This is a genomic window from Betaproteobacteria bacterium, from assembly GCA_016720925.1.
In the GTDB taxonomy this organism is placed as follows: Bacteria; Pseudomonadota; Gammaproteobacteria; order Burkholderiales; family Usitatibacteraceae; genus UKL13-2.
Genome location: JADKJR010000009.1, coordinates 77,419 through 100,954 on the forward strand (window position 1 = coordinate 77,419; position 23,536 = coordinate 100,954).

At 58.6% G+C, this 23,536-nt stretch carries 24 protein-coding genes; 12 read left to right on the forward strand and 12 right to left on the reverse strand.

What is annotated here, in order from left to right:
• Positions 1 to 20: 20 nt before the first annotated feature.
• The 4 genes from IPP88_14420 to IPP88_14435 are packed head-to-tail and all read left to right on the forward strand — an operon-like array spanning position 21 to position 4,716.
• Positions 21 to 2,525, forward strand: coding sequence for a TonB-dependent receptor (locus tag IPP88_14420; GenBank protein ID MBL0123859.1), 2,505 nt, complete (start codon positions 21 to 23; stop codon positions 2,523 to 2,525).
• A gap of 7 nt (positions 2,526 to 2,532) precedes the next feature.
• Positions 2,533 to 3,765, forward strand: a complete 1,233-nt coding sequence (locus tag IPP88_14425; GenBank protein MBL0123860.1) for an exo-alpha-sialidase — start codon at positions 2,533 to 2,535, stop codon at positions 3,763 to 3,765.
• Positions 3,743 to 4,225, forward strand: coding sequence for a hypothetical protein (locus IPP88_14430; GenBank protein ID MBL0123861.1), 483 nt, complete (start codon positions 3,743 to 3,745; stop codon positions 4,223 to 4,225). The genes IPP88_14425 and IPP88_14430 overlap by 23 nt, the downstream gene beginning before the upstream one ends.
• A gap of 47 nt (positions 4,226 to 4,272) precedes the next feature.
• On the forward strand, positions 4,273 to 4,716 hold the full coding sequence (locus tag IPP88_14435; protein ID MBL0123862.1) for a copper chaperone PCu(A)C: 444 nt from the start codon (positions 4,273 to 4,275) through the stop codon (positions 4,714 to 4,716).
• A gap of 129 nt (positions 4,717 to 4,845) precedes the next feature.
• On the opposite strand, the gene IPP88_14440 is transcribed toward IPP88_14435, so the two are convergent.
• The 6 genes from IPP88_14440 to IPP88_14465 all read right to left on the reverse strand — a co-directional run bounded on the left by IPP88_14440 (position 4,846) and on the right by IPP88_14465 (position 9,156).
• Complete coding sequence (locus IPP88_14440; protein MBL0123863.1) at positions 4,846 to 6,102, reverse strand: HD domain-containing protein; 1,257 nt, start codon at positions 6,100 to 6,102, stop codon at positions 4,846 to 4,848.
• A gap of 136 nt (positions 6,103 to 6,238) precedes the next feature.
• The gene (locus IPP88_14445) at positions 6,239 to 6,718 is read right to left on the reverse strand and encodes a GNAT family N-acetyltransferase (protein ID MBL0123864.1); all 480 of its coding nucleotides are present in this window, start codon (positions 6,716 to 6,718) and stop codon (positions 6,239 to 6,241) included.
• Positions 6,702 to 7,769, reverse strand: a complete 1,068-nt coding sequence (arsB, locus tag IPP88_14450) for an ACR3 family arsenite efflux transporter (protein ID MBL0123865.1) — start codon at positions 7,767 to 7,769, stop codon at positions 6,702 to 6,704. Before arsB ends, IPP88_14445 begins: the two co-directional genes overlap by 17 nt.
• Before the next feature lie 19 nt (positions 7,770 to 7,788).
• Positions 7,789 to 8,283 (reverse strand): arsenate reductase ArsC, encoded by a 495-nt coding sequence (locus IPP88_14455; GenBank protein MBL0123866.1) that lies wholly within the window; start codon positions 8,281 to 8,283, stop codon positions 7,789 to 7,791.
• Positions 8,276 to 8,770 (reverse strand): VOC family protein, encoded by a 495-nt coding sequence (locus tag IPP88_14460; GenBank protein ID MBL0123867.1) that lies wholly within the window; start codon positions 8,768 to 8,770, stop codon positions 8,276 to 8,278. The genes IPP88_14455 and IPP88_14460 overlap by 8 nt, the downstream gene beginning before the upstream one ends.
• Positions 8,771 to 8,772: 2 nt before the next feature.
• Entirely contained in the window at positions 8,773 to 9,156 is a 384-nt protein-coding gene (locus IPP88_14465; GenBank protein ID MBL0123868.1) for a winged helix-turn-helix transcriptional regulator, read from the reverse strand.
• 161 nt (positions 9,157 to 9,317) lie between these two features.
• Here IPP88_14465 and IPP88_14470 point away from each other — a divergent pair, with 161 nt between their 5' ends.
• The 4 genes from IPP88_14470 to IPP88_14485 all read left to right on the forward strand — a co-directional run bounded on the left by IPP88_14470 (position 9,318) and on the right by IPP88_14485 (position 13,138).
• A complete protein-coding gene (locus tag IPP88_14470; protein ID MBL0123869.1) occupies positions 9,318 to 10,199 on the forward strand; it encodes a phosphate/phosphite/phosphonate ABC transporter substrate-binding protein in 882 nt (293 codons plus the stop codon).
• A 143-nt stretch (positions 10,200 to 10,342) separates the two neighbouring features.
• Complete coding sequence (gene phnE, locus IPP88_14475; protein MBL0123870.1) at positions 10,343 to 11,173, forward strand: phosphonate ABC transporter, permease protein PhnE; 831 nt, start codon at positions 10,343 to 10,345, stop codon at positions 11,171 to 11,173.
• 98 nt (positions 11,174 to 11,271) lie between these two features.
• On the forward strand, positions 11,272 to 12,063 hold the full coding sequence (locus tag IPP88_14480) for a zinc ribbon domain-containing protein (protein MBL0123871.1): 792 nt from the start codon (positions 11,272 to 11,274) through the stop codon (positions 12,061 to 12,063).
• A 1-nt stretch (position 12,064) separates the two neighbouring features.
• Positions 12,065 to 13,138 (forward strand): TAXI family TRAP transporter solute-binding subunit, encoded by a 1,074-nt coding sequence (locus tag IPP88_14485; GenBank protein MBL0123872.1) that lies wholly within the window; start codon positions 12,065 to 12,067, stop codon positions 13,136 to 13,138.
• Between the two features lie 399 nt (positions 13,139 to 13,537).
• Here the strand turns inward: IPP88_14485 and IPP88_14490 are convergent, their stop codons facing one another.
• From IPP88_14490 to IPP88_14500, 3 genes are all read right to left on the reverse strand, one after another.
• A complete protein-coding gene (locus IPP88_14490; protein MBL0123873.1) occupies positions 13,538 to 14,908 on the reverse strand; it encodes a TrpB-like pyridoxal phosphate-dependent enzyme in 1,371 nt (456 codons plus the stop codon).
• An 87-nt stretch (positions 14,909 to 14,995) separates the two neighbouring features.
• A complete protein-coding gene (locus IPP88_14495; GenBank protein MBL0123874.1) occupies positions 14,996 to 15,976 on the reverse strand; it encodes a TonB family protein in 981 nt (326 codons plus the stop codon).
• A 54-nt stretch (positions 15,977 to 16,030) separates the two neighbouring features.
• Complete coding sequence (locus tag IPP88_14500) at positions 16,031 to 17,899, reverse strand: RNB domain-containing ribonuclease (GenBank protein MBL0123875.1); 1,869 nt, start codon at positions 17,897 to 17,899, stop codon at positions 16,031 to 16,033.
• Between the two features lie 88 nt (positions 17,900 to 17,987).
• On the opposite strand from IPP88_14500, the gene IPP88_14505 reads away from it, so the two are divergent.
• From IPP88_14505 to IPP88_14520, 4 genes are all read left to right on the forward strand, one after another.
• Complete coding sequence (locus IPP88_14505; GenBank protein MBL0123876.1) at positions 17,988 to 19,601, forward strand: gamma-glutamyltransferase; 1,614 nt, start codon at positions 17,988 to 17,990, stop codon at positions 19,599 to 19,601.
• Positions 19,602 to 19,611: 10 nt separating this feature from the next.
• A complete protein-coding gene (locus tag IPP88_14510; protein ID MBL0123877.1) occupies positions 19,612 to 20,331 on the forward strand; it encodes a hypothetical protein in 720 nt (239 codons plus the stop codon).
• Between the two features lie 569 nt (positions 20,332 to 20,900).
• Entirely contained in the window at positions 20,901 to 21,161 is a 261-nt protein-coding gene (locus IPP88_14515; GenBank protein ID MBL0123878.1) for a hypothetical protein, read from the forward strand.
• Complete coding sequence (locus tag IPP88_14520; protein MBL0123879.1) at positions 21,151 to 21,441, forward strand: type II toxin-antitoxin system RelE/ParE family toxin; 291 nt, start codon at positions 21,151 to 21,153, stop codon at positions 21,439 to 21,441. Before IPP88_14515 ends, IPP88_14520 begins: the two co-directional genes overlap by 11 nt.
• Positions 21,442 to 21,587: 146 nt before the next feature.
• Here the strand turns inward: IPP88_14520 and IPP88_14525 are convergent, their stop codons facing one another.
• From IPP88_14525 to IPP88_14535, 3 genes are all read right to left on the reverse strand, one after another.
• A complete protein-coding gene (locus IPP88_14525) occupies positions 21,588 to 22,268 on the reverse strand; it encodes a polysaccharide deacetylase family protein (protein MBL0123880.1) in 681 nt (226 codons plus the stop codon).
• Positions 22,269 to 22,499: 231 nt separating this feature from the next.
• Positions 22,500 to 22,997, reverse strand: a complete 498-nt coding sequence (locus IPP88_14530; protein MBL0123881.1) for a TlpA family protein disulfide reductase — start codon at positions 22,995 to 22,997, stop codon at positions 22,500 to 22,502.
• Complete coding sequence (locus IPP88_14535; GenBank protein ID MBL0123882.1) at positions 22,997 to 23,494, reverse strand: cytochrome P460 family protein; 498 nt, start codon at positions 23,492 to 23,494, stop codon at positions 22,997 to 22,999. The genes IPP88_14530 and IPP88_14535 overlap by 1 nt, the downstream gene beginning before the upstream one ends.
• Positions 23,495 to 23,536 lie beyond the last annotated feature (42 nt).

Genomic DNA, 23,536 nt, shown 5'->3' on the forward strand with positions numbered 1-23,536 from the left:
AGACAAAAGGAGACGTTGAAATGACCAGCGCGATACTTGGCAGGAAGAAAATAATTACCTTGAGTTGCGTTTTCCTTGGCGCGATGAACGCCACGAACGCGGCCTACGCAGCGGATGCGATATCTGCGGCAGATGCGGTATCCGCTGCCGCCGCGGCGGATGCCGGCAAAAGCAGCGCGGAACAGCGGTTGGAAGAAATGGTCGTCAAGGGCGAGCGGCCCGGGGTGCCCGCCAATGTGCCTTCCACCACCGCGGGCGTGACGGCACAGCAGATCGAGGAAAAGATCAATACGGTGACCTCGGCGGGCGCACTGCAGTATTTGCCCAGCGTGCATGTGCGGGAGCGCTACGTCGGCGATGTGAACGGCGTATTGGTGATGCGCGTGAACTCCTCGGTATCGAGCGCGCAAACAACGGTGTATGCCGATGGCTTGTTGCTCTCCAATTTCCTCAACAACAGTTTTTCCACCGCGCCGCGCTGGGGCATGGTGTCACCGAATGAAATCGAGCGCATCGATGTGATGTATGGTCCGTTCTCGGCACTTTATCCGGGCAACTCTGCGGGCGGGGTGGTGAGCATGACCACGCGCATGCCACGCAAGTTTGAAGCGCAGGTGAAGCTCGATGTGTTCGGTCAGCGCTTCAAGGAGTATGCGACAGACGACAAATTTGTCGGCGGGCACATCGCCGCTTCGCTGGGTAACAAAATAGGTAATTGGTCGTGGTGGTTGAATGCCGATCACCTGGATAACGAGGGGCACCCACAAACTTTTGTCGCGGCAGCGCCGAAAGCCGCCGCGACCCTGCCGGCCGCGATCATCACGCCGGGCGCGACACAAAATACGACCATCGTCACCGGCGCGCTCAATGACATCGATACGGGAAATCTGCCGCGGGTGACCACCGCCTCGTCGGGTGCGGACCGCAGCGTGCAAGACAACGGAAAAATCAAGATCGCTTACGAGATTACGCCCCAGGTACGCGCCAGCTACACCCTGGGTATCTGGCAAAACACGTCCGATAAAAAGGGCGAAAGTTATCTGCGCGATTCGGCCGGAAATGTCATCTACGGCACGCGAGCGGTCACCGGCCCATACCGGTATCTTCGCTTCAATGGCGTGGATTACACCGTCACGGCGCCGCCGACCAGTCGCGCGGAAAGTGTACATTTCATGCATGGACTGTCGCTAAAATCAGAAGCGGGCGGGATGTGGGATTGGGAAGTGATCGCCAGTTTGTTCCGGCAGAATAGGGAGCAGACACGCACCTCCGGCGCCACGTCCGGCACCACGTCCAGCGAGGATTCGTTGCTGGCCGGCACGTTCACGCAAGCCGATGGGACTGGCTGGCGCAATATTGACATGCGGGGAGATTGGCGGCCGGGCGGCGATCGAGACAGCCTGCACCAGGTTAGTTTCGGCGCGCATGCCGACAGTTACAAATTGAAAACGGACACGTTCAACCTAGCCGCGGGAAGCTGGCTGACCAGTCCGATCACGGGTGCGCCGACGGCGACCTCACGGGGAAAAACCGAAACGCACGCGCTGTACGCGCAGGATGTCGTGCAACTTGATCCCGCACTGAAATTGGTCGCCGGGGTCCGGCTGGAAAGCTGGAAAGCCTCACAAGGCAGCAACAACACGGTGACTTACCCCGAGAGCACCAAGAACGCTGTTTCGCCGAAATTGTCACTCTCTTATCAGGCCGGGCAGGATCTGGCGCTACGCGGTTCTTACGGCCTGGGGACGCGCTTCCCGACGGTCAGCGAGTTGTTCGCCAATCTCACGATTCGAAATGCGGCCGGTGTTACGTTGACCAACTTTGCCACGCTGCCGCCGCCGTATAACACGGTCCGGAACGATGCGAATCTCCAACCGGAATCGGTCAACTCCTGGGATCTGACTGCGGAGAAGCTGTTTCCCAAGGGTGTCGTGCGCGCGTCGTTTTTTGGCGAAGAGAAACGCGACGCGCTGATCAGCCAGACGGACATTACAACCTTGCCGAGTCTGGATTCTGCGTTGACGGGCTACACGATTTCCAGCATTCAGAACGTCGACAAAGTGCGTACCTATGGCATTGAAGCGGCACTGGAACTGAATGACTGGTGGATACAAGGCTTCGATTTTGCTGGCAGCGTGACGTATACGCATTCGAAAATCACCGCAAACGCGAAGCTCCCAGGTTTGGTCGGCACCGATCAGCCGCGTATCCCGGATTGGCGCGCCACACTGGTGTCCACGTATCGTGCATCGGACCAACTGTCGCTCAGCCTGAGCTATCGCTTCAGCGGTCGTCAGCATAACGGCCTCTTCAATACCGCGACCAATCAATACAATGATCCGAATCCGGATGTGTATGGCGCGGTCAGTCACTACAGCGTGTTCGACGCCAAGGCAAATTACCGGCTGACGAAGCAATGGGCGGTATCGCTGGGCATCAACAATCTCGGCAGTTTCAAGTACTACGTCAATCCGAATCCCTACCCGCAACGCACTTATTATGCGGGTGTGAAATATGACTATTGAGGATGCCATGCGAATTTGCAGACGTTTGATGATGTGTTGCATCGGCATGCTTGCCTGCGCCAGTTTGACGGCGACGGCCCAGGAGAAGGCGCGCCCGATGGGTGGGATGAAGGCGGCGGGAAAGCCCCGTGCGGCATTGGCGCTTGGCGCCGCCTTCGCGCCGGATGGAAAGCTCTGGGTGTCCGGCCTCGATGAGGATGCTCACCTGTTCATTCAGTCGAGCGCGGATTCTGGCGCCACCTGGAACCCGCGCCAAATCCTGGAGACCGAGGGCGATGCCATCTCGGCAGATGGCGAGAATCGCCCCAAGATTGCCTTTGGGTCGGGACGCGCCGATGGCGTGGTGGTGATTGCTTATACCAAGCCGCTCGCCAAACCGTTCACCGGCGATATTCGCATGCTCCGCTCCGGCGACGGTGGCAAGACTTTCTCCCCCCCATTCACGGTGCACGATGACCGGCAGCAAATTACGCATCGTTTCGAATCGATTGCGTTCGACCGCAAGGCCGATCTGTATGTCACTTGGGTGGACAAACGCGATCTCGAAGCGGCGCCAGCCCGCGAAAGCGGCGGAAAGCGATCGTCGTATCAGGGCGCGGCGATTTACGGCAAGGTGTCGAAAGATGGCGGAAAGACCTTTGGCGCCGATCTCAAGCTGGCCGATCATTCGTGCGAGTGTTGCCGCATTGCCATGGTTGATTCCCCGCAATCCGGCATGGTGGCGATGTGGCGGCACGTTTTTGAAGGCAGTATCCGCGATCACGGCTTTGCCTCATTGTCCGATCTCGGCGGCAACCACCCGCCCGCCCGCGCGACCGAAGACGGCTGGGTGCTGGCGGGATGCCCGCATCACGGGCCCGGCCTGGCCAACGCCTCGCCCGCCGGTTTCCACTCGGTATGGTTCGGCTTGAAGGACGGGAAATCCGCCGTACGATATGGCCGGCTGTCTGAAAAAGGCCTGCCGGTCGGGAAGGTCCGTGAACTACCGGACGACAAGGCCGAGCATGCGGATGTGGTCGCTAACGGTAAATCGGTTGCCATCGCCTGGCGCAGCTTCGACGGTGAGCGTACAAATCTGCGCGCATGGGTTTCAACGGACGATGGCGTAACATTCACGCAGAGAGAGCTCGCCGCGACGACGGAAGACAACGATCATCCGCGCATGCTCACCCACGGCGGGAACGCTTACGCGGTTTGGCGAACAAACAAGGCCATCAATGTTTACAAGATTTCGTTCTGACGTCACCGCCATCGTGGTGGCGGCATGTTTGCCGTGCGTGTCACTTGGCGCGCCGAATGTCGTCAAGCATTTCGACAAGGCAACCTGGGCGCAGATGACCACATCGCTTTCCAAGCCCAGCGTCGTGGTCTTTACCACCACCGATTGTTCATTCTGCCCGGCGGTGATCGATGCGCTGGCACGTGAACTTCACCCGAAAGGCAAGTCGCGCGCGAAATTGATCGTCGTCGTGATGGATGGCGCGGGGCAGGCTGATACGCTGCCGGAAAATCCACACTACCGGCGCGCCGACGACTTGTATGCCTTCAGCGGACAGGACCTCGCCCTGCGTTATTCGGTCAATCCCGATTGGCGCGGACTCACGCCCTATGTCGCACTGATTCCCAGGAAGGGCGCACCCCGTTTCGTCACGGGTCCGCCATCGACAGCAGACCTGGATGCGCTGCTCGCCTCCCGATAGATTTTCCCAATGCAGTATCTCAATCTTTACCTCATCAAGGACTCATCATGAAAAAAATCGCTTTGCTCATTGCTCTTTCGTTCTCGCTCGCCGCCCAAGCAGAGGTGAAGGTCGATCAACCCTGGGTGCGCGGCACCATTGCGGCGCAAAAATCAACCGGCGCGTTCATGACGCTCACCAGTGACAAGCCCGTCAGCCTCGTTTCCGCCGCATCGCCCGCCGCGAAGATTGTCGAGATCCACGAAATGAAGATTGAGAACAACGTGATGAAGATGAAAGCGATGCCAAAGCTCGACATCGTTCCCGGCAAGCCGACTGAACTGAAGCCGGGCAGCTATCACGTCATGCTGATCGAGTTGGTGAAGCCGTTGAGCAAGGGGGACTCCGTTCCGCTGACGCTGGAATTCAAGGATGCCGATGGCAAATCCAGCAAACAGGAAGTCAAGGCGGAAGTGCGTGATTTGACGTCGGGACCCGCCGCGCACAAGTGACGTGCGCTTCGCCAACAATTAGAACTCAAGCACTGGCGCGGCTTTCCCGGCAATAGTCCGCTAGAAGCCGCGCCAGTGCTTGAGTTTGCTTCCGCCGTTTGGAACAGTCGGGGCGCTGACTTTTCCGCTTCACGCTTCCGCAAAAACGTGGCGCCTTACCATTTCTTCCATCAGGAATCTCATTTCGTTTTCCTGCAAGCCGGATGTTTGTGCATGCAGTTCGCGCACGATGCCCAGAAAACGCTCCAGCACAGCCGGCTCAAAGTGATTGCCGCGTCCCTGTTCGAGAATTTGTATGGATTCGTCCAGTGACAATGGCGCCTTATACGGGCGCCGCGAGGTAAGCGCGTCGAACACGTCGGCAATGGCAAATATTCGTGCCGCCAACGGGATTGCATCGCCCGACAAGCCCGCCGGATAGCCCGATCCATCCCACTTTTCGTGGTGGCACGAAACCACGTCGCGGGCGCCATCGAGCCAGCCCGCGCCACTAACGATTTCCTCGCCCAGCGGCACGTGGGACCGCATGATGTTCATCTCTTCTGGTGTGAGTCGACCGGGCTTGAGGAGAATGGCATCCGGTATGCCGATCTTTCCCGCGTCGTGCAAAAAGCTGCCGGCAATCAGCGACTGCATGCGGGCGCCGGACAAACCGAGCGCTTCGCCGAGCTTGGCCGCAATCCACGTAACGCGAAAGTTATGCGCCCCGGTGTCGGAGTCGCGCTTGGCGATGGCCCGCCCGAGTGCTTCCATCATCGCGATATGCGATTCAAGAATCTCCCTGGTCTTGCGTGCATTTTCGGCGAGCAGGCGCACCACAATCGGGTATAGCGCGCCCCCGCAAAATAGTGAAGCCAGACATACCATCAACGCCGCGATCAGCGCATCATGCAGGATTTGCTGGTGCTGCCAATCGGGGATGATGCGGACACCCTCGAAAAAACCATTTGGTGCGCCTTTGTCGTTACGTAGCGGAACGAACACCCGCACCGCCCACAACCCTTCATTCACTTGAAGGCTCTCGTAAAAAGATTTTTGGTAGTTGGGCCGTCCGTGTTTGGGCAGCGAAGGCTCTACTTGCTTGCCCAGCGCTGTCAATTTTTCGGCCAATTTTTCGCCGGACTGATTGTAAATTTCGGCGATTTCAAATATGCCGCCGACCAGCACCGTCGCTGCTTCCGCCGCGCTCTCCTCGGGTTTCTGCAAGGCCTTTTGGTTGTTGCCGTGATGCGCGATCACGCGCCTCGATTCTTCGCCGGCAAATGCGACCAGTTGCTCCTCGGCATTTTCCCTCGCGATATACCAGGCGACTGGACTAGCCACCGCGGCCATGACCACGCTGACCATTGCGATGCGAACCGCGATATCTTGCTTCGAAAATGCCATAGACCGGTTGGTTTATTGGGGACTAATTCAGCACGGCGCCTGAATCACGAAAACAGGATTCATCATGATACGTCAGCCGGTCCGGCCCCGGCGGCAATTGACCGGCGATCCTCGCGCCGCCCGTGTGTGCCGTCGCCTAGTCGCCCGCTGGAGCCAGGCTTAGTGCCATGGCGCACGCCGACGCGGGACATGCGCCGCGAAATTCCTCGGAGCGGCGAATGGCGTCCGGCAGGTTTTCGCGCGCGACGGGCTTGAAGCCGAATCGCGGAAAATACCCTTCGCCAGTCGTGGTAAGCAATACCAGTTGCCGGATGCCAAGGTTTTTGGCAAGCGCAATCGCGCGAGCGCACAGTGCGGCCCCAAGGCCTTGGTTGCGGTTGGGCACATCGACTGCACATGAACGCAACAATGCGGTATCACCATACGGTTCGATGCCTGCGCAGGCCACAATGCGTCCTGCCACTGTCGCAACCATGAAAGTTCCAAGGTGTTCCCCGGCACCGGCCAGCGGCAGGTCGCAGGATTGCAGCAGCGCGCGAACGGCCGGCCAGTCCGCGGTCGTGGCGGGCCGATAGGCGATCAAACCTCTCGTGTTGATATCAGATTGATTTTGCACCTTGACCGGCCTCGTACCACGGCTTCGACGCATTCACCACTTTCACCACCAGCAACATGATCGGCACTTCGATCAGCACGCCCACCACGGTCGCCAGCGCGGCGCCGGACTCAAATCCGAACAGGCTGATCGCCGCTGCAACGGCAAGCTCGAAGAAATTTGATGCGCCGATCAGCGCGGACGGACAGGCGACTGCGTGTGTCTCGCCCAGCTTGCGATTCAGCCAATAGGCCAGCGTGGAATTGAAGATCACCTGCAGGAGGATCGGCACTGCCAGCAGCGCGATCACCAGCGGCTGCTTGAGAATCGCGTTGCCCTGAAAGGCGAACAGCAACACCAGCGTGGCCAGCAGCGCGGCAATCGACCAAGGCTGGATGCGATGCAGCGCGCGATCGAGTACCTCCGCGCCGCGCGCGAGCAACATGCGCCGCACAACTTGCGCGATCAGCACCGGAATCACGATGTAGAGCACCACCGACGTCAGCAACGTCGCCCAGGGCACGGTGATGCTTGATACACCGAGCAGGAAGGCGACCAGCGGCGCAAAGGCAAACACCATGATGAGATCGTTGAGCGCCACCTGCGACAACGTGAAATACGGATCGCCGTTGGTGAGGCGGCTCCAGACAAACACCATTGCCGTGCACGGTGCCGCCGCCAGCAATATCAGGCCAGCGATGTAACTATCGATCTGTTCGGCCGGCAGCATGGGCGCGAATAATTGGCGGATAAACAGCCACGCAAGGAAGGCCATCGAGAATGGTTTGACCAGCCAGTTCACCACCAGCGTCACACCGATGCCGCGCACATGCTCGCGGATCTGGCCGAGCGCGCCAAAGTCAATGCGGATCAGCATCGGGATGATCATGATCCAGATGAGCAACCCGACCGGCAGGTTGACCCGCGCGATCTCAAGCGCTGCGATAGCCTGAAAAACCGCGGGAAGCGCCTGTCCCAGCAGGATGCCAACCACGATGCACAGCGCCACCCACGCGGTCAGGTAGCGTTCAAAAAATTCAGCGGTGCCGGAGCCGCAGAGGACGCCGGACAAACAGGTGGGGCAACCTGGCTCATTGCGCGTGGATCCGCTTCAGCTCATTGGCCAGCGCAAGGTGCTCGAGTTTTTCCACCGGCAGATTGACCAGCAGCTCGATACGCCGTCGAATGGCGTGAAACACTTGTTCAAACGCGTGGCGTTTTTCGGCGTCGCTGCCTTGGGTGTTGGACGGATCGGGAAATCCCCAATGCGCGGTCGCGGGATGTCCTGGCCAGACGGGACACACTTCACCCGCCGCGTCATCGCACACGGTGATGATGATGTCCATTCTCTGTGCACCGGGCTGGGCATACTCGTCCCATGATTTGCTGCGGACATTTTCGGTGAGGTAGCCGATGGTGCGGGCCATCTCGATCGCAAAAGGATTCACGCGTCCGCTTGGCATGCTGCCGGCGCTGAAGGCCTGGAAGCGTTCCCTCCCGATGGTATTCAGAAGCGCTTCCGCCATCACCGAACGCGCCGAATTGTGGGTGCACAGAAACAGCACATTGAAGAGGCGATCAGCCATTGCAGCATGCCTTTGCCGCCGTTTTTTCGACCGCAACCGGTGCGGGGCAGCATGAGGTGCCGCAACCGCTGCCTGCGGCGTTCTCCGCCCCTGCTGCACCCTGGTGGCTTTGCTCACCATAAAAAGGAATGGCGTCAAGCGAATGAAAGCTTTCCCAGGCGATGCCGGATGGATCCTGCACCCAGTACTTGTCGGATTTGGCATAGCAGCAATTGGCGCCTCTTTCCTCGGTGATCGCGGCATCTGCCGTCTGCAGGCGCGCGTGGATTTCCTCGAGCTCTTCGCCGGAATCGGCTTGAAATCCCAGGTGGTTCAAGCCTGTTCCATTGGTGCGCGCGGAAATGGCGAAGTTGACGCGTGGATCGTCGAGCATCCATTTCGCGTAATCATTCTTCAATACGGTCGGTTGCATGCCGAACATGGCGGAGTAAAAGCGTGCGCTTTGTTCGAGATCGCTCACGGCAACATGTACGTGAAAACGTTTCATGATTATTTCCTTTTGGAAATGGTTGCGGGATTTTTCTGCGGGCTGGCCGTGTATTTGCCAACCTCGCAAGCGGGGACTGACGATTTGCCGGGAGCACAACCCGCGCCCACGCAGCAGTTTTCAGTGAGGTATTCGACCAATCCGTTCATGGTCGGGAAATTCGTTGCATAAATGATGGAGCGGCCGTTTGGCGTCGCGATCGTCAGTCCGGCGTTGGTCAGTTCCTTCAGATGGAAGGACAAGGTGGCATTTGGAACGCCAAGGCTTTCGGCAATGGCGCCAACGGCCAAGCCTTGCGGACCGGCTTCGACCAGCAGGCGAAAAATACGCAGCCGCGTTTCCTGCGCGAGTGCACCCAATGCGTTGATGATGTCTTTTATTTCCATATTTCTAATAATATCGAAATGATGGTTGTGGTGTCAACCCCGGATGTAAGATTTTTCTGCCGCAGCTGACTGATCGTATGAAAGCGGGGCGAATCCGCGCAGAATATCTTCGCGTATGTGATCGCGCAGCTCCCCTACCCATCCGATCGGAACTCTTCCTTATGCATTTGTTCGTCTCACTGTTCGCTACTGTTCTGCTTTCGTTTGCAGCAAGCGCATCCGCGCAATCGCCACGCACTTTGAAGCCGCTTGAATTCGGCGTCGGCATGTTCCAGCCGGACAAGGAAAAGAATGACGCGACCTACCAGCCGCTGGCCGACTATCTGGCCAAAGCCCTGGGCCAACCAGTCAGGCTGCGCACGGTCGATACCTGGGAGGGCCTCGCCAAATCGCTGGCCTCGGGCGAGACCGACATGGCCCTGATGGGCCCGTGGGGCTACGTGCTGGCCAACCATCAGGCCGGCGCCGAAGCTGTTGCCACCATTCTCTATCAAGGCAAGCCAGAGTATTTCGCCATCATGGTCACCGGGCCAAACAGCGGCATCCGGAAGATCGATGACTTGAAGGGCAGGACTTTTGCGTTTGGCGATAAAGGATCCACGTCGGGTTATCTGATTCCGAGTCACGAATTCCAGAAGCGCGGCATCGATCCCGACAAGTTCTTTTCCAAAGTTATTTACACCAAACACCAGGCCATTGAAACTCAGGTAACACGCGGGGAGCTCGATGCCGGCGCCGACTACAACCGCAACCGCGATGCAATGATCGCCGACGGGCTGATCAAGGCCGCCGACAGCCGCATCATCTGGACTTCTGATCCGCTGCCCAATGACGCACTCGCCATATCGAAGGACCTTGCCCGCGACAAGACATTCATCGCGAAGCTGGTGACGGCGCTGGAAGGCATCGGCCCGCTGCTGAAATTGCAAGCCAATTTGCTGCCCAGGAACTACACCGGGTTTGTCGCAAAAACCAACACCTACTACAAGCCAATCCGCGATGCCGGACTGGAAAGTGGAAAGTTGACGCCGGTAAAGCACTAATCTGTTGTAACTTGTCTCATTCCAAATGAATCTCGCCTTTGTCCTCACCATTGAACATCGTTGACCAAAGCATCCCGGCGAATGACGTTTCTCCGCTCAATCGTGCTTCGCGCGTCCGAGGCTTTTCGAGCCGCCGCAGCACACTGCTGCTGGCCCTCTACGCCCTGCTGATCGTCACCTGCCTGGTCAGCTTGTATCAGGCCGGCGACCTGTCGCTCGGCCGTAAACCATGGGAAAACCTGCTCACGACCGCGAGCGAACTTTCGCGGCCCAGCTTTATCGATGTGTGGTTCGGCGACCCGCATCTCGAATACAAATCCGATGATGGCCGGGTATTGCGGGTCGAAGACCGGCGCGTCAGCGAAGCGGCGTTTCTGACGGGCCTCGGCGGCGCAATCTGGACCACGTTGAAAATCGCCACATTGGGGTCACTGCTTGCCGCTGTTCTCGGCGCACCACTGGGATTCCTGTCCGCCAAAAACATGCACGCACCGGCGGCGGTGGCGTGGGTGGCGCGGCGCGTGCTGGACGTCTGCCGCTCGATTCACACACTCGTTTTCGGGCTCCTCATTGTCGGTATCATCGGGCTCGGACCGATGGCGGGCATTCTCGCCATTGCGCTGCATTCGATGGGCACGTGGGGCAAGCTTTATGCGGAGAGCATCGAGACACTGGACATGCGGCCGCTTGAAGCGGTCCGTGCAACCGGTGCAACGCCGATTCAGGTGTGGATGTTCGCGGTGTGGCCCGCCTTGCTGCCGAATTTCATTTCCAATCATCTCTATATCTGGGAATACAACATCCGCGATTCCACCGTGCTTGGCCTGATTGGCGCCGGCGGACTCGGTTTGCTTGTATCGGAAGCAGTCTCGCTGTTCCAGTGGGGCCGACTCGCGACGCTGTTGATGGCGATCGTTTTGATGGTGGTGGCGTTTGACGCGTTATCGAGAAGGATTCGCGCGTCCATTCTTTGACGGGCCAATAAAAGGCCTTTGACAAGCCATGTAGCATCGGCAACCGAACCGCAATACAATGGGCCATCGCCCCGATGGTTGAAAGCCGGACCGACGCCATGTCAACCGCCACATCTCTTGCAAAGCCCCTCATCAGGCCGATTACCCTTTGCCCGTATTGCGACCATGTGAGCCCGGAGGGATCGAAATTCTGCGGCGCATGCGGCGCGGCGCTGCACCTGATGCCGTGCCCGCATTGCGGCGCAGTCAACGACATCACGGTCGTCACTGCGTGCTATCGCTGCCACAGCGATTTGCGCGAAAACGCCACCGTCGTGCTGCCGCCGCCCGCCCCGGCCAAACCGGTCGAGGCGGAATCCATGGAGGGAATGACGCCATACGTCACGGTAGATGCGGCTACTCGCCAGCGACCGCATGCGCTGGTGGTCGGCATTATTCTCCTCGCGTTTGCCGCAGCCAGTTACTATGCGTACCGGCAACGCACCGTGATCGGTGCGCGTGAATCCGCGCAATCGGACTCAAAGGATCGTGGTGGTTCTGATACGGGCGCGAACACCGGTACGGGTACCATCATCAAGGCGCCAGCGGTTGTAAACAATACGGTCGCCGTGCCGGTTGACCCCAAAGGTACTAAAGCCGACGGCGATCCGCCACGCGAGACCTCCGCCTCGACGGCGGCGGCGGGGCAATTGAACGCCGGTAAACCGAACGGCGATCGCGCGACCATCGCGTCACCTGCCGCAAAGGGCGAGGTCGCGCCGGACATCGCCCGTGCACGCATCGATGCCAGCAAGGGCATCGAAAAACGGAAGCTGCTCAATGGGCCCTGCACCGAAGCCGTCGCTGCCCTCGGGCTTTGCACACCAGAATCCAACCCCGGAAGGCCTTGACATGACATCAATAACTTTTCGCGCGATCGCCATCGTTGCATCAATTTCCCTGATGCTCCATGGCGGTGTCGTTGGCGCTGCGGCGGAATACAAGATCGTGACCGCCTCCGACAAAGGCACCTACTACGCGATTGGCAAGGACCTGGCCAAATTCGTGGCGCCCGAGGCCGACATTCAATTGGAGGTATTGGCCACATCCGGTTCAGCGGCGAACGTCAAGTTGCTGCGCTACGAACCCGGCGTGAAACTTGCAATTGTTCAGGCCGATGTATATCAGGCCTTTATCGATCAGGGGACCGGCGGCAACAAGGAAGCTGCTTCAATTATCCGGCCACTGCGGGTCATCCTGCCGCTGTATAACACCGAGATCCATTACATCGTTCGCGCCGACTCGGACCTGAGTTACCTGCACGACCTGAAGAATGCAAAGATCAATGGCGGAGTGGTCGGCAGTGGCGCGGCGCTTATCACGCACACGCTTTACCGGATGATGTTCAACGGACCGATGCCCGAAGCAAACGCCAGCTTCCTGTCCAACGAAGAAGCCCTGGTCAAGCTGATTACCGACAAGTCGATCGATGTCGTCGTCATCGCAGCCGGACAGCCTGCGCCGCTGATCGCCAATATGAAGCCCGAGGCGCAGAAATTCATCAAGCTCCTCAAGTTCGACCCCAATCACCCGAGCAGCAAATCGCCTTTGACCGTTTACTCACCCGCCAAGGTGCTTGCCAGCAGCTATCCGAATTTGCTGACGGCGGATTTCACGACGATTTCCGTAGGTGCGTTTCTGGTGACCTACGACTACAACCTGAAGGGCACGATGGAATATTTCACCCGCTTCGGAAAATCGTTGTGCCGCAATTTCCCGAAGCTGCAGGCGGAAGGACATCCGAAGTGGCGTGAGGTCGACCTGGCGTTGCCGAATCTGGGGCCTGGCTGGACGTACTACCCGCCAACGACACGGGAGATACGCGCCTGCCTCGGAAAGAAACCAACCACGGCGGCTGTTGCGCCGGCTTCCAAGACTACGCAAAAATGCGCGGCGGAAGAACGAATTTTGGGGTTGTGCAAGTAGTCTGGATCCTTCTATTTCTGGATTCATCAAGTCCATTGGACCTGAAGAACAGACAAAGGGAACGCACGTTGCAAACTGAACGTCCGTATTGGTTTCCCGCCAAAAAATATGGGTGGGGTTGGGGAGTTCCCGACGTTTGGCAAGGCTGGGTTGTTCTGGCAGTTTTTTTCGCGCTGTTGTTTGCAGGCACATTTTTGTTCCCGCCCCGCACGGAATCTGGCGCTTACGTCATGTTTGTTGCGTTACTCTGCGGCTTGCTCGTTGCGGTTTGCTGGATCAAAGGCGAGCCGCCGCGCTGGCGTTCGCGCAAGGACGATGCCGCCTGACGCATAGCACTTTTATTGGATCGGGTGGTGAGCTAGGAAAGCCGGGCCGCAATGGCCCGGCACTACTTCTCTGTCAAGCTGGTTCCGGCACGCTGGGTAATCCAGCCAGCGCCATCGCCAATTCGCTTTCATCGTAATGTTCGTCGGTCAATTCTCCGGCAAAGTACTTCTGGTAGGCCGTCATGTCGAAATGTCCGTGGCCGCACAAATTGAACAAAATGGTTTCGGACTTGCCTTCGCGCTTGCAGCGCATTGCCTCGGCAATCGCGCCTTTGACCGCGTGGTTCGCCTCCGGCGCGGGGACGATGCCCTCATGGCGGGCAAACAGCACACCGGCCTCAAAGCACTCCACCTGGTTGTACGACACTGCTTCGAGCAATCCCAGTTCTTTGCAGTGCGACACCAGCGGCGCCATGCCGTGATAGCGCAGACCGCCCGCGTGAAATCCCGGCGGCGTGAACTGGCTTCCCAATGTATGCATCTTGGTCAATGGCGTCATGCGGCCGGTATCGCCGAAATCGTAGGCGTACTTGCCGCGGGTCAGCGATGGGCATGCTGCGGGTTCCACTGCCACGATGCGCGACTTCTGGCCACCACGCAATCCGTGTCCGATGTAGGGAAAGGCAATGCCCGCAAAATTGGAGCCGCCACCCGTGCAACCGACCACCACATCGGGCCAGGAGTCGGCCATCTGCATCTGCTCCATGGCTTCCTGGCCGATGATGGTCTGGTGCAACAGCACATGATTGAGTACCGAGCCGAGTGCGTACTTGGTGTCTTCGCGCTGCACGGCCAACTCAACTGCCTCGGAAATGGCGATGCCCAGGCTGCCAGGATGATTCGGGTTCTTGGCCAGCACCGAACGCCCGAAAACGGTTTCATTGGATGGTGACGCCACGCATCGCGCACCGTAAGTTTCCATCACCGCGCGTCGATAGGGCTTCTGGTCATAAGACACACGCACCTGGAATATTTCAACTTCCAATCCGTACAGAGAACCCGCGAACGCGAGCGACGTTCCCCACTGGCCCGCCCCTGTTTCGGTGACGAGCCGCTTTACGCCTGCTTCCTTGTTATAAAACGCTTGTGGCACCGCCGTGTTGGGTTTGTGGCTGCCTGCGGGGCTGACGCCTTCGTATTTGTAGAAAATCTTGGCCGGCGTACCGAGCGCCTTTTCCAGCCCGTGTGCCCGGTACAGCGGCGTCGGTCGCCACAAACGGTAAACATCGCGCACCGGCTCAGGAATTTCAATCTCCCGCTCCAAACTCACCTCCTGCATGATCAATGCCATGGGGAAGAGCGGCGCAAGATCATCCGGGCCGACCGGCTTCAATGTCCCCGGATGCAACACTGCCGGCACCGGCGTGGGCAAATCCGCCTGAAGGTTGTACCAGAAACGCGGCATCTGGTTTTCGTCCAAAAGATACTTTGTCTGCTTGCTCATAATTGCTCCGGAAGGAAATTGAACTACACGAAATAATGCCACACCGGGCTCCCGCTACAGAGCGCAACCGGTTGAATACTCTTCTCCTTACTTGACCTCGGGCGCCTCCGCCGAGAGCACGTCGCCTGGGCCAAATATCCACGTCCGCGTGATGTGCAGAATGTCGGTGTCGCGCCTGAAACTTTCCGGGAATCGATCGAACGGCGTGGAAAGCGTCACGATTCGCCGCACGGCGTCCTTCAGGACTTTATCCGCCCGCGTGGTGTGAATTTCAATGTCTTCGACTTCGCCGTTCGCCTTGATCGCCACGGTCACTTGCACCGCGCCGTGGATGCCTTTCGCGCGCGCCTGGCCCGGGTAATTCAGATTGCCGACACGCTCAATCTTCTGGCGCCAGCTGTCGACGTACGTCGCAAACCGGTACTCCTGCGTGCGACCGCCGACATACTTGCGCTTCGGACGTTGCTGGTAGGAATCGAATTCCTTGGCAATTTGCGCTTCCAGCCGCTGGATTTCGATGGACTTTTGCATCAGGTCCGACGTGCTGGCGGGGTCGGGTGTACCGGTCGATTTCTGGGCGATTTCACCCTGCATGATTTTCGCTGTTGAGCGCACCTGCGTCATCAGCGTCTTCATTTCCTGCTCAAGCTGCTTGACGGTTTCCTGGGCCTGACGCGCGTTCTTGGCCGCCGATTGTTCGATGGCGGGCAGCGGCGTCGCCGCGCGGCGCTTCTCGTCGGTATTGCCGCCACCGTCAAGATTGGCTTGCGCCAGTGCATCGGCCTTGATGGGCTTGGTGGCCGACTTGGCATTGACCAGCACGACATCCATGATGTTGTGGGGCGGCGAGAACTGGCGGGGATCAAACAGCTTGGCGCCGACACCGAAGAGCAATAACAAGTGGAAAGCAACCGAGGAAAGCACCGACGATTGCATCGGCACCGAGACGGCGAGCGCCTTTTGCACGGAGAGAAACACCGGCGGCGGCGGGAGAGCAGCCACCGCATCGAGTCTTTGATTGATGCGGGTATCGAGCTTGCGGGCAAATTCGCGTTGCTTGTCAAGCATGGCGAATCGGCATTATCTCAGGCGAAAAACACATAGCCTCATTCTAGCAGGGTGCTAGAGAAGCGGAGCTTGGTCCGCCAGCGAAAACCGCCCCGAAATGTCCCAATAGTCCAACTCCCCGACTTTCACCGTCACCGGCGTCCTGGGCGGCAACTCGGGATTACGATCGAGCTTCACGATCAGGGGCAATGAGTTGGCGCGTACCAGCTCATCACGGATCATGGCGCCCTCAAATTGCGTGATGCCCTCCTGTTCCAGATAACGCAGGCACCAGTAGCGCTCGAGATTGCGCTGAAATTCATTGTAGGCGTCGTAGGTCACGTCGAAGCGGCGGGCGAGTTCGTTCAACTGGCTCAACGAATCACGCGAGCGTTTCTGGAACGGCGGGATTTCATTTCGCAGGAAAGCGATCAGTTGCCGCTGGTTGACGAGGTCAACGTAGCGACGCAGGGGCGAGCTCGACCATGCATATTGCGCCACACCCAGGCCTTCGTGCGGCAGCGCGTCGGATGTCATGCGGGTTTTCATGTTCTGCTGCACGCGATAAATCGCGGCGACGCCGTTGTCGGCCAGCAGTTTTCCCCATTCACTGTTCACGAAAATCATCAGCTCGGAGACGACGGTATCAATCGGGTTTCCGCGCTTGCGGGTGGTGATCGCAATCTTGCCGTCGACAATATCGAAGTTGTAGTCGACACGATCCTGCTCATTTTCATTCTTGCCGCGGCGGACGCCGAGCGCCTTGGCGACCTTGTGCAGCAAGATCAATTCTTCGCCGAAGTCACCATCCACCTGGCCGCGCAGGATCGCCGCCTCATCGAAATACACTTCGAGTTCATGAATCCGCAGATTGCTTTCGATCTTCACCCGCTCGATGGCGGACCGGGTCGCGAGTATGGCAAACGACGCCGTGTCGAACACGGCGTAGTACGACACCACGGGGCAGATGCGTCCCGCCTCGAGCGTGGCGTGGGCGATCGCGGCATCGGGCAGCATGGTGATCTTGTCACCGGGGAAATAAACCGTGGACAAGCGCGTATTCGCGAGTTTCTCCAGCGCGCTGTCGCGATCAAAAAACAGGGCCGGCGCGGCGATGTGGATGCCGATCTCCACGCGCGTTGCATCAAGATGATTCACGGAGAATGCGTCGTCTACTTCAGTCGTGGTGGCGTCGTCGATACTGTGCGCCGCAATATCGGCCAGCGACAGCTCCGCCGGCTCAATTGCATCAGTAGCGCCACCGTATTCGCGGCCCCGGGGAAAGTACTCGCGCAGGAACTTGCCCAGGTGGTACTCATATTGCGCGGTCTGTGGATCGGGCCAGGCGCCGGCCTGAAAAAACAACAGTGGCAAATTGATGTGGGTTTCCGCGACGGCCGCCTCGCAGGCTTTCACCATAAGGGTATTACGATCGGGCTGGTACAGCAGCGTATCGCGGTGCGCGCGCATGTCGTCCGGCATGGTGCCGGCCTTCAATTGCGCGACCCAGCCTGCCATCTGCTCGGCCTCGCGCTTCTTGCGTTCGATCGACGCCAGCGCGGCCTTCAGATTCTCTTCCGGCGCGGCCTGGTAGCGGCCCTTGCCGCGCTTGTAGAAATACATCGGTGCCACGTGTAGCTTCAATGCGATGGCGGCGACCTCGGCGGACACCGGCTTGTGTCCAAAATATTCCTGCGCCATGTCCTCGCAGCCGAACTCATTTTCGCCGCACACTTCCCAGAGGAAGTCGGGCTCAATCTCGGCAGCAAGCTTTTCCGCCGCAGGCAGGAACTGGTCAAGTTGGGATTCAAATCGCAGCACGACCGCATTCGACTTGATCTTGCTGCGCTTGCCGGACACCGATTCGATCTGCAGCGACGTGCCGATATCGGACATCACGTGCCCTACCTTGAAGCTGCCGTCTTCTTCGTAGAACACGTTCATCGAAAATGCGAGTGAAAGCCGCTGTGGTTGAGGGGAGCGCAATTATACCGGTCGGGTCATGCATAATCTTCGAAGGAAGGTAAACGTCATGAATCGCACTTATCGACACGGTATTGCCGTCGCTCCCCACGCTGCCGCCGCCGAGGCCGCCACCCACATCCTGCGCGAAGGCGGCAACGCTATCGAGGCGATGGTGGCCGCCGCCGCGACCATCGCGGTGGTCTATCCGCACATGACCGCCATCGGCGGCGATGCGTTCTGGCTGATTCACGATCCTGGCCGCGCGCCGATTTCCATTGACGCTTGCGGGGCTGCCGCACAAAACGCGACGCTCGAATACTACAAGCAACAAGGTGTATCGACGATCCCGATTCGCGGACCGCAGGCGGCCAATACGATGGCGGGCACCATCTCCGGCTGGGACGCTGCGTTGGAAGTTTCCAAAAGCTGGCGCGGCAAGATGCCGCTGTCGATGTTGTTGGCGGATGCCGTCACGCGCGGACGAGAAGGAATTATCGTCACCCAAAGCCAGTTCGCCAGCACCTCGGCCAAACTGGCAGAACTGAGCCCGCAACCGGGCTTCAGTGAAAGTTTCCTGGTCGATGCGCCTGCCAGCACGAACCCCGGTCGCGTCGCACCTGCCGCAGGATCACGTTTCGCCTTGCCGCGCCTCGCCAATACGCTGGAATATTTGGGCAAGGCCGGTTTGCAGGATTTCTATCGCGGCGATATTTCGCAGAGCATGGCCAAGGATCTTGCCGCCGTCGGCAGTCCGTTATCGCGCGACGATTTCACCCGGCATCAGGCACTGTTTCGCGAGCCGCTGACCGTCAAGCACTCGCTCGGCGATCTCTACAACATGACACCCCCCACGCAGGGCGTGGTGTCGCTATTGATCCTCGCCATCCTCGATAAACTGGGCCTGAAGGGACTTGATCCACTTGGTGCTGAATATGTGCACCTCTGCGTCGAAGCCACGAAGCAGGCGTTCGCGATTCGCGATAAATACATCACCGATCCCGCGCACATGAATGTGCATGCGCAATCGCTGCTCGATGACGATATCGTTACCGCACTCTCCATGAAAGTGAAACGCGATCGCGCGGCGCCGTGGGGCAAGAACGGGCAGCCGGGCGACACCGTGTGGATGGGCGCGATCGACAATGAAGGCCGCGCGGTATCATTCATCCAGTCGATCTATCACGAGTTCGGCTGCGGCATTGTGCTCAATGAGTCCGGCGTCAACTGGCAAAACCGCGGCGCCAGCTTTTCACTCGACCCCAAGGCCCTGCTGGCCATCAAGCCCGGCAAGAAACCGTTCCACACGTTGAACCCCGCCATGGCGCTGTTCAACGACGGCCGCGTCATGCCCTACGGCACCATGGGCGGCGACGGCCAGCCGCAGACACAATGCGCGGTATTCACGCGCATCGGCGTATTCGGCATGAGTCCGCAAGACGCGATCGCCGCGCCGCGCTGGTTGCTGGGCCGCACGTGGGGAAATCCGTCGGATACGTTGAAGCTGGAGTCACGATTTGGCGCGGCGGTGTTTGATGGCTTGCGGGCGCGCGGGCATGACGTTGAAAAGCTCGGTGAATTCGATGAAAGCGTCGGGCATGCGGGGGCGTTGATTCGGGCGAAGGATGGGGCGCTGACGGGTGGGTTTGATCCGCGGAGTGACGGGGGGATTGCGGGTTTTTAGGCGCAAACTAATGAGCACCCTGAACAACAATCGCCCCAGTTTGCCATCTATTGCAAAGGAAAAGAATGGAATTCTTGCTTGTATCTTGGCATTCGTTTGCGCTGCTCACTCACAAAAAATATTCTGCCGTATGAACAGACTTCGTGCTGTTGCCTTTTGCGCGCGAGATCATTTATTGCTTGCAATCAAAGTCCTGCTCGTCGGCATGGCGCTATTAGTAACCTCGTCATGTGCCATCAATTGGAATCACATCAAGCAGGAGCTCATCCAAATGAGGAAAGACGATCAAGATGCGATACGATCAAATGGAGCGACTCCGGAAAAGGCACAACAAGTCTTCAAACTTCATCTTGCCCGGCTCAAGGAGATAGTAAAGGACACCGGCTGGCCAACGTTAGAAAAGGTTGACTTCGACGGAACACAATCGGCATGGCTAATTGTGCAACATGCCGATTTTGACGTCGACTTTCAGCGCGAAATACTTGAAATCCTTAAGCCACTCGCTGCGAAGGGACGTGTGCCAAAGGAGCACTATGCCTTTTTGTACGACCGCGTGGCTAAGAATGACAAGTTACCGCAACGGTATGGCTCGCAAGGCTCATGTAAAGGTCAAGGGGACTGGGAACCATGGCAAATTGAAAATCCAGAGCAGCTTGAAGTGCGTCGAGCGTCCATGGAGCTTCAGCCAATGAATGAATACCGACAGAAAGTTTCCAGATTTTGTAAATAGCTCGGGGGTTGGTTAAGCGTAGGGTAGCCCGAACTTCAAACTGAACATTTCATTGCACTCGTTGCGCCGCGACCGGGTCTCCATGAGAGTCGCCGAGCAACGCAGGAACGACAGGGGAAGTCCGCGAGGACTGTCTGAGGGCGAGCGCAATTTCAATCTTTTGCACCATTGCAACCACGAGCCCGAGTTCCGCAGCGGCCTGTCGTTCCGAGTAGCGCAGGGTACCCCGACGCTTTATCGGGGCGACGAACCTGGGGTCGCCTTCTTTTGCTTACTTTTCTTGGCGAAGCAAGAAAAGTGAGTAGCCGCCGGGCTACCCCCCGGCATTGGGTCATAGCAAGAAAAAGGGGGCAGCCTCTTGCAAAACTTGGATTCCCGTCTGCTCGGGAATTACGAGATGACCATCGTGCCAAATTCAAGCATTAGCGCGCCTCCCAGGCCAAATTGCTGCCAGACGCCGCGCCAGTGCTTGAGTTTGTTGCGAAACGCTGTCTGGCCTGCTTTATCGCTGTTGTCCACGCCACACCAAATTTGCTACAATATTTTGTACAAATAAACGAGTAGACCTCATGGCAGAACTCAACAAACTTCGGGCCACTTACAGCGTGGCAATCAGCGAACTGCGCAAGGCGCCGATGAAGGTGATCGAGGCCGCGGGGGGCGAAGCCGTCGCAGTGTTGAATCACAACGCGCCGGTCGCGTACGTCCTATCACCAAAGTTGATGGGGGATTTGCTCGACTTGGTCGCGGACAAGCTCGTTGAACAACGCGCGCTCGAACGCTTGCCCACGCTAAGCAAAGGCAAACCAATATCGCTCGCTGATCTTTGATGCCATACGATCTCGCCATCCGGCGGCGGAGAAGGAGTGGGCGCGCCTGGATAACAGTGTCAAAGCGCGATTCAAAACAAGACTCGCAGAGCGCCTGGAAAATCCGCCTGTCGCCAATGCCGCATTATCCGGTGCGCGCGATCTCTATAGGATCAAAATCACCTCGCCGCAATTTCGCTTGGCGTATCACATCGACGACGCGTCAAGGCGATTAACGATCCTGGCGGTAACATCGCGTGACGATGTGTACGACGCGCTTGCGAGCCGTTTGAAGAAATAGCCGTTACGGCACACACTAACTGCGCGAGTTAGCCGCCGTCAGCGTTTCCACCGCGCGACCGCGTAGGGTCACAAACTGAATCCCCTGGCGGAGCATGCCGGGCAGCGCATCGCTCAACGCCTCGGCGCTGTCCGAAGCCGGCTTGTTCATGTGCGCAATGATGATGTCGCCAGCCTTGACGTTTTGCAGGCGCGCAAAATGGCGCGGCGTGGCAGCGTCGCACCGGCATCGGCATTGACCGAGAAGCCGGCGATTCGATAGCCCGATGCTTCGATGGCGCCGATCGCCGCGCGATCGTAGAGCGCGGTGGCGCCGCGATACCAGCTTGGACGCGGCGCCCCGGTCGCGGCGATGGCGCTTGCGCCGCCGTCGATATCCGCATGCAGATGCGCAATGTCGGGTACGCCGCGCATACCGTACACGCGCTTGTCCGCGCCGATTACCGCCGGCACATGCGCCGCGCCGTGGTCTTCGATAGCGAATAATTTCGGATGGGCGTTGAGCAGCGCCATGCCCTTGGGATGGCGGTCGATCCACTTGCGCGTGGCAAAAATCGTTGCCGGCACACGAAGTTCAATGAGTGTTGAGATGAGATCAGCGTCAAACCCGCCGCCGCAGGCGTCCAATGTCAGTGCGACCGATTTCTCGCCGTCGCGCGTGACCAGCCGCTGGTGAATTTCAACGGGGCGATCGACCGCAGACGCGGGCAAAGATTTATCCGCGGCGAAGACCGGCAAGGTAAGGACAAACGCGCCAATGCACGCCGCCGCGCCCATCGCGCGCATGACGAGGCTGCTTGATCGATTCCATAAGAGAACGTTCCACATGCTGCTTTAACGCGCGAGAACGCAATTGGTTGATTGGCCGGAGCGTGGGCCGAGGAGATTGTGCAAACACAAGCATTGGCGGGGCATACAGGCCAAAAATGGCTGGAAAGCCCCACCAATGCTTGTGTTTAAGCCTCATTCGCCACCCGGAAGCGCTCTGGACGTGGCACTGCCGTCTGCCCCGTCCTTCTTCTCTTCACGCCTTCAAAGCCTGCGAAAATGCGGAAGAGGTTATCGCAACGCCAGTTCCGAAACCAAACGATCGATGTCGGCAATGAGCTGTTGATCCGATTCGATGCCGAAGTGATTCTTGCGCAGGCGCCCGACGGCGTTGATTAGCAGCGTCGTGGGGGTGCCTTGCATATCGAAGGTGCGCAAGGTTTGCGGAATCGGACCGTTGCGTCCGGCTGCATCGACGCCGACCGGAAAGGGCACGCGAAATTCGTGCAAATAGACTTCGAGCGCCGCGGGCGTCATGACGTGATGATGCTCGAAGACCGTGTGTAGCCCGATCACGACCACCGCGCCATCATGCGGTCCCTGCCGATAGTGCTGCCAAATACGCACGGCCTGCGGCCCGGCGCTCATGACGCAGGCAGGACACAACATCTGAAAGGCGTGAATGAGCACCACCTTTCCCCGCAATTCGTGCAGCGTGATTGGCTTGTCGCTGTTGAGCCAATGTGAGACGCACAGCGCGGGAGCCGCTTCTGCATCGTCCGTTGGCATCACGGGCGCAATTTGCTGAAAACGAACGCGGATTCCTTTTGCGCAATGTGGCACTGATGGCAAGCGGTGGCGGCATTGCCACCGACGGCGCGATCGGTCGCGCTGTCACCCTTGAACCCTTCATATCCCCAGCCGCCCGTTGACGCGTATTTGCGTGCGTCGCGATGCATGACACCGACCACTTTACGCGCGCCCTCGGTCACCGTCTTGTCGGCCGCTTTGGCATCGAGCAGGTCAAATACGATGACGGCGCCATCAGGCCATTTACCCGTTTGATAGCCCCGCACCGCTGCTTTGTTCGCATAGAGATGATGGATCCCGCCGAACGCATCATAAAGGCCGTGTCCGGGATTGATGATCATCGACTTGACGTGGTGCCAATCGCGGTAACCTTTTGGATATGGAACCGGCGCGGGATCCGCGGCAGCGGCAAAGCTGGTGATGGTTGCGGCAAAAGCGGCGGCAGCGGCCGCCATGGTTGTGAGAATCGCTCGCATGTTGTATTCCTTTTCGAATAAGATTTGTGTGACAACACAGCA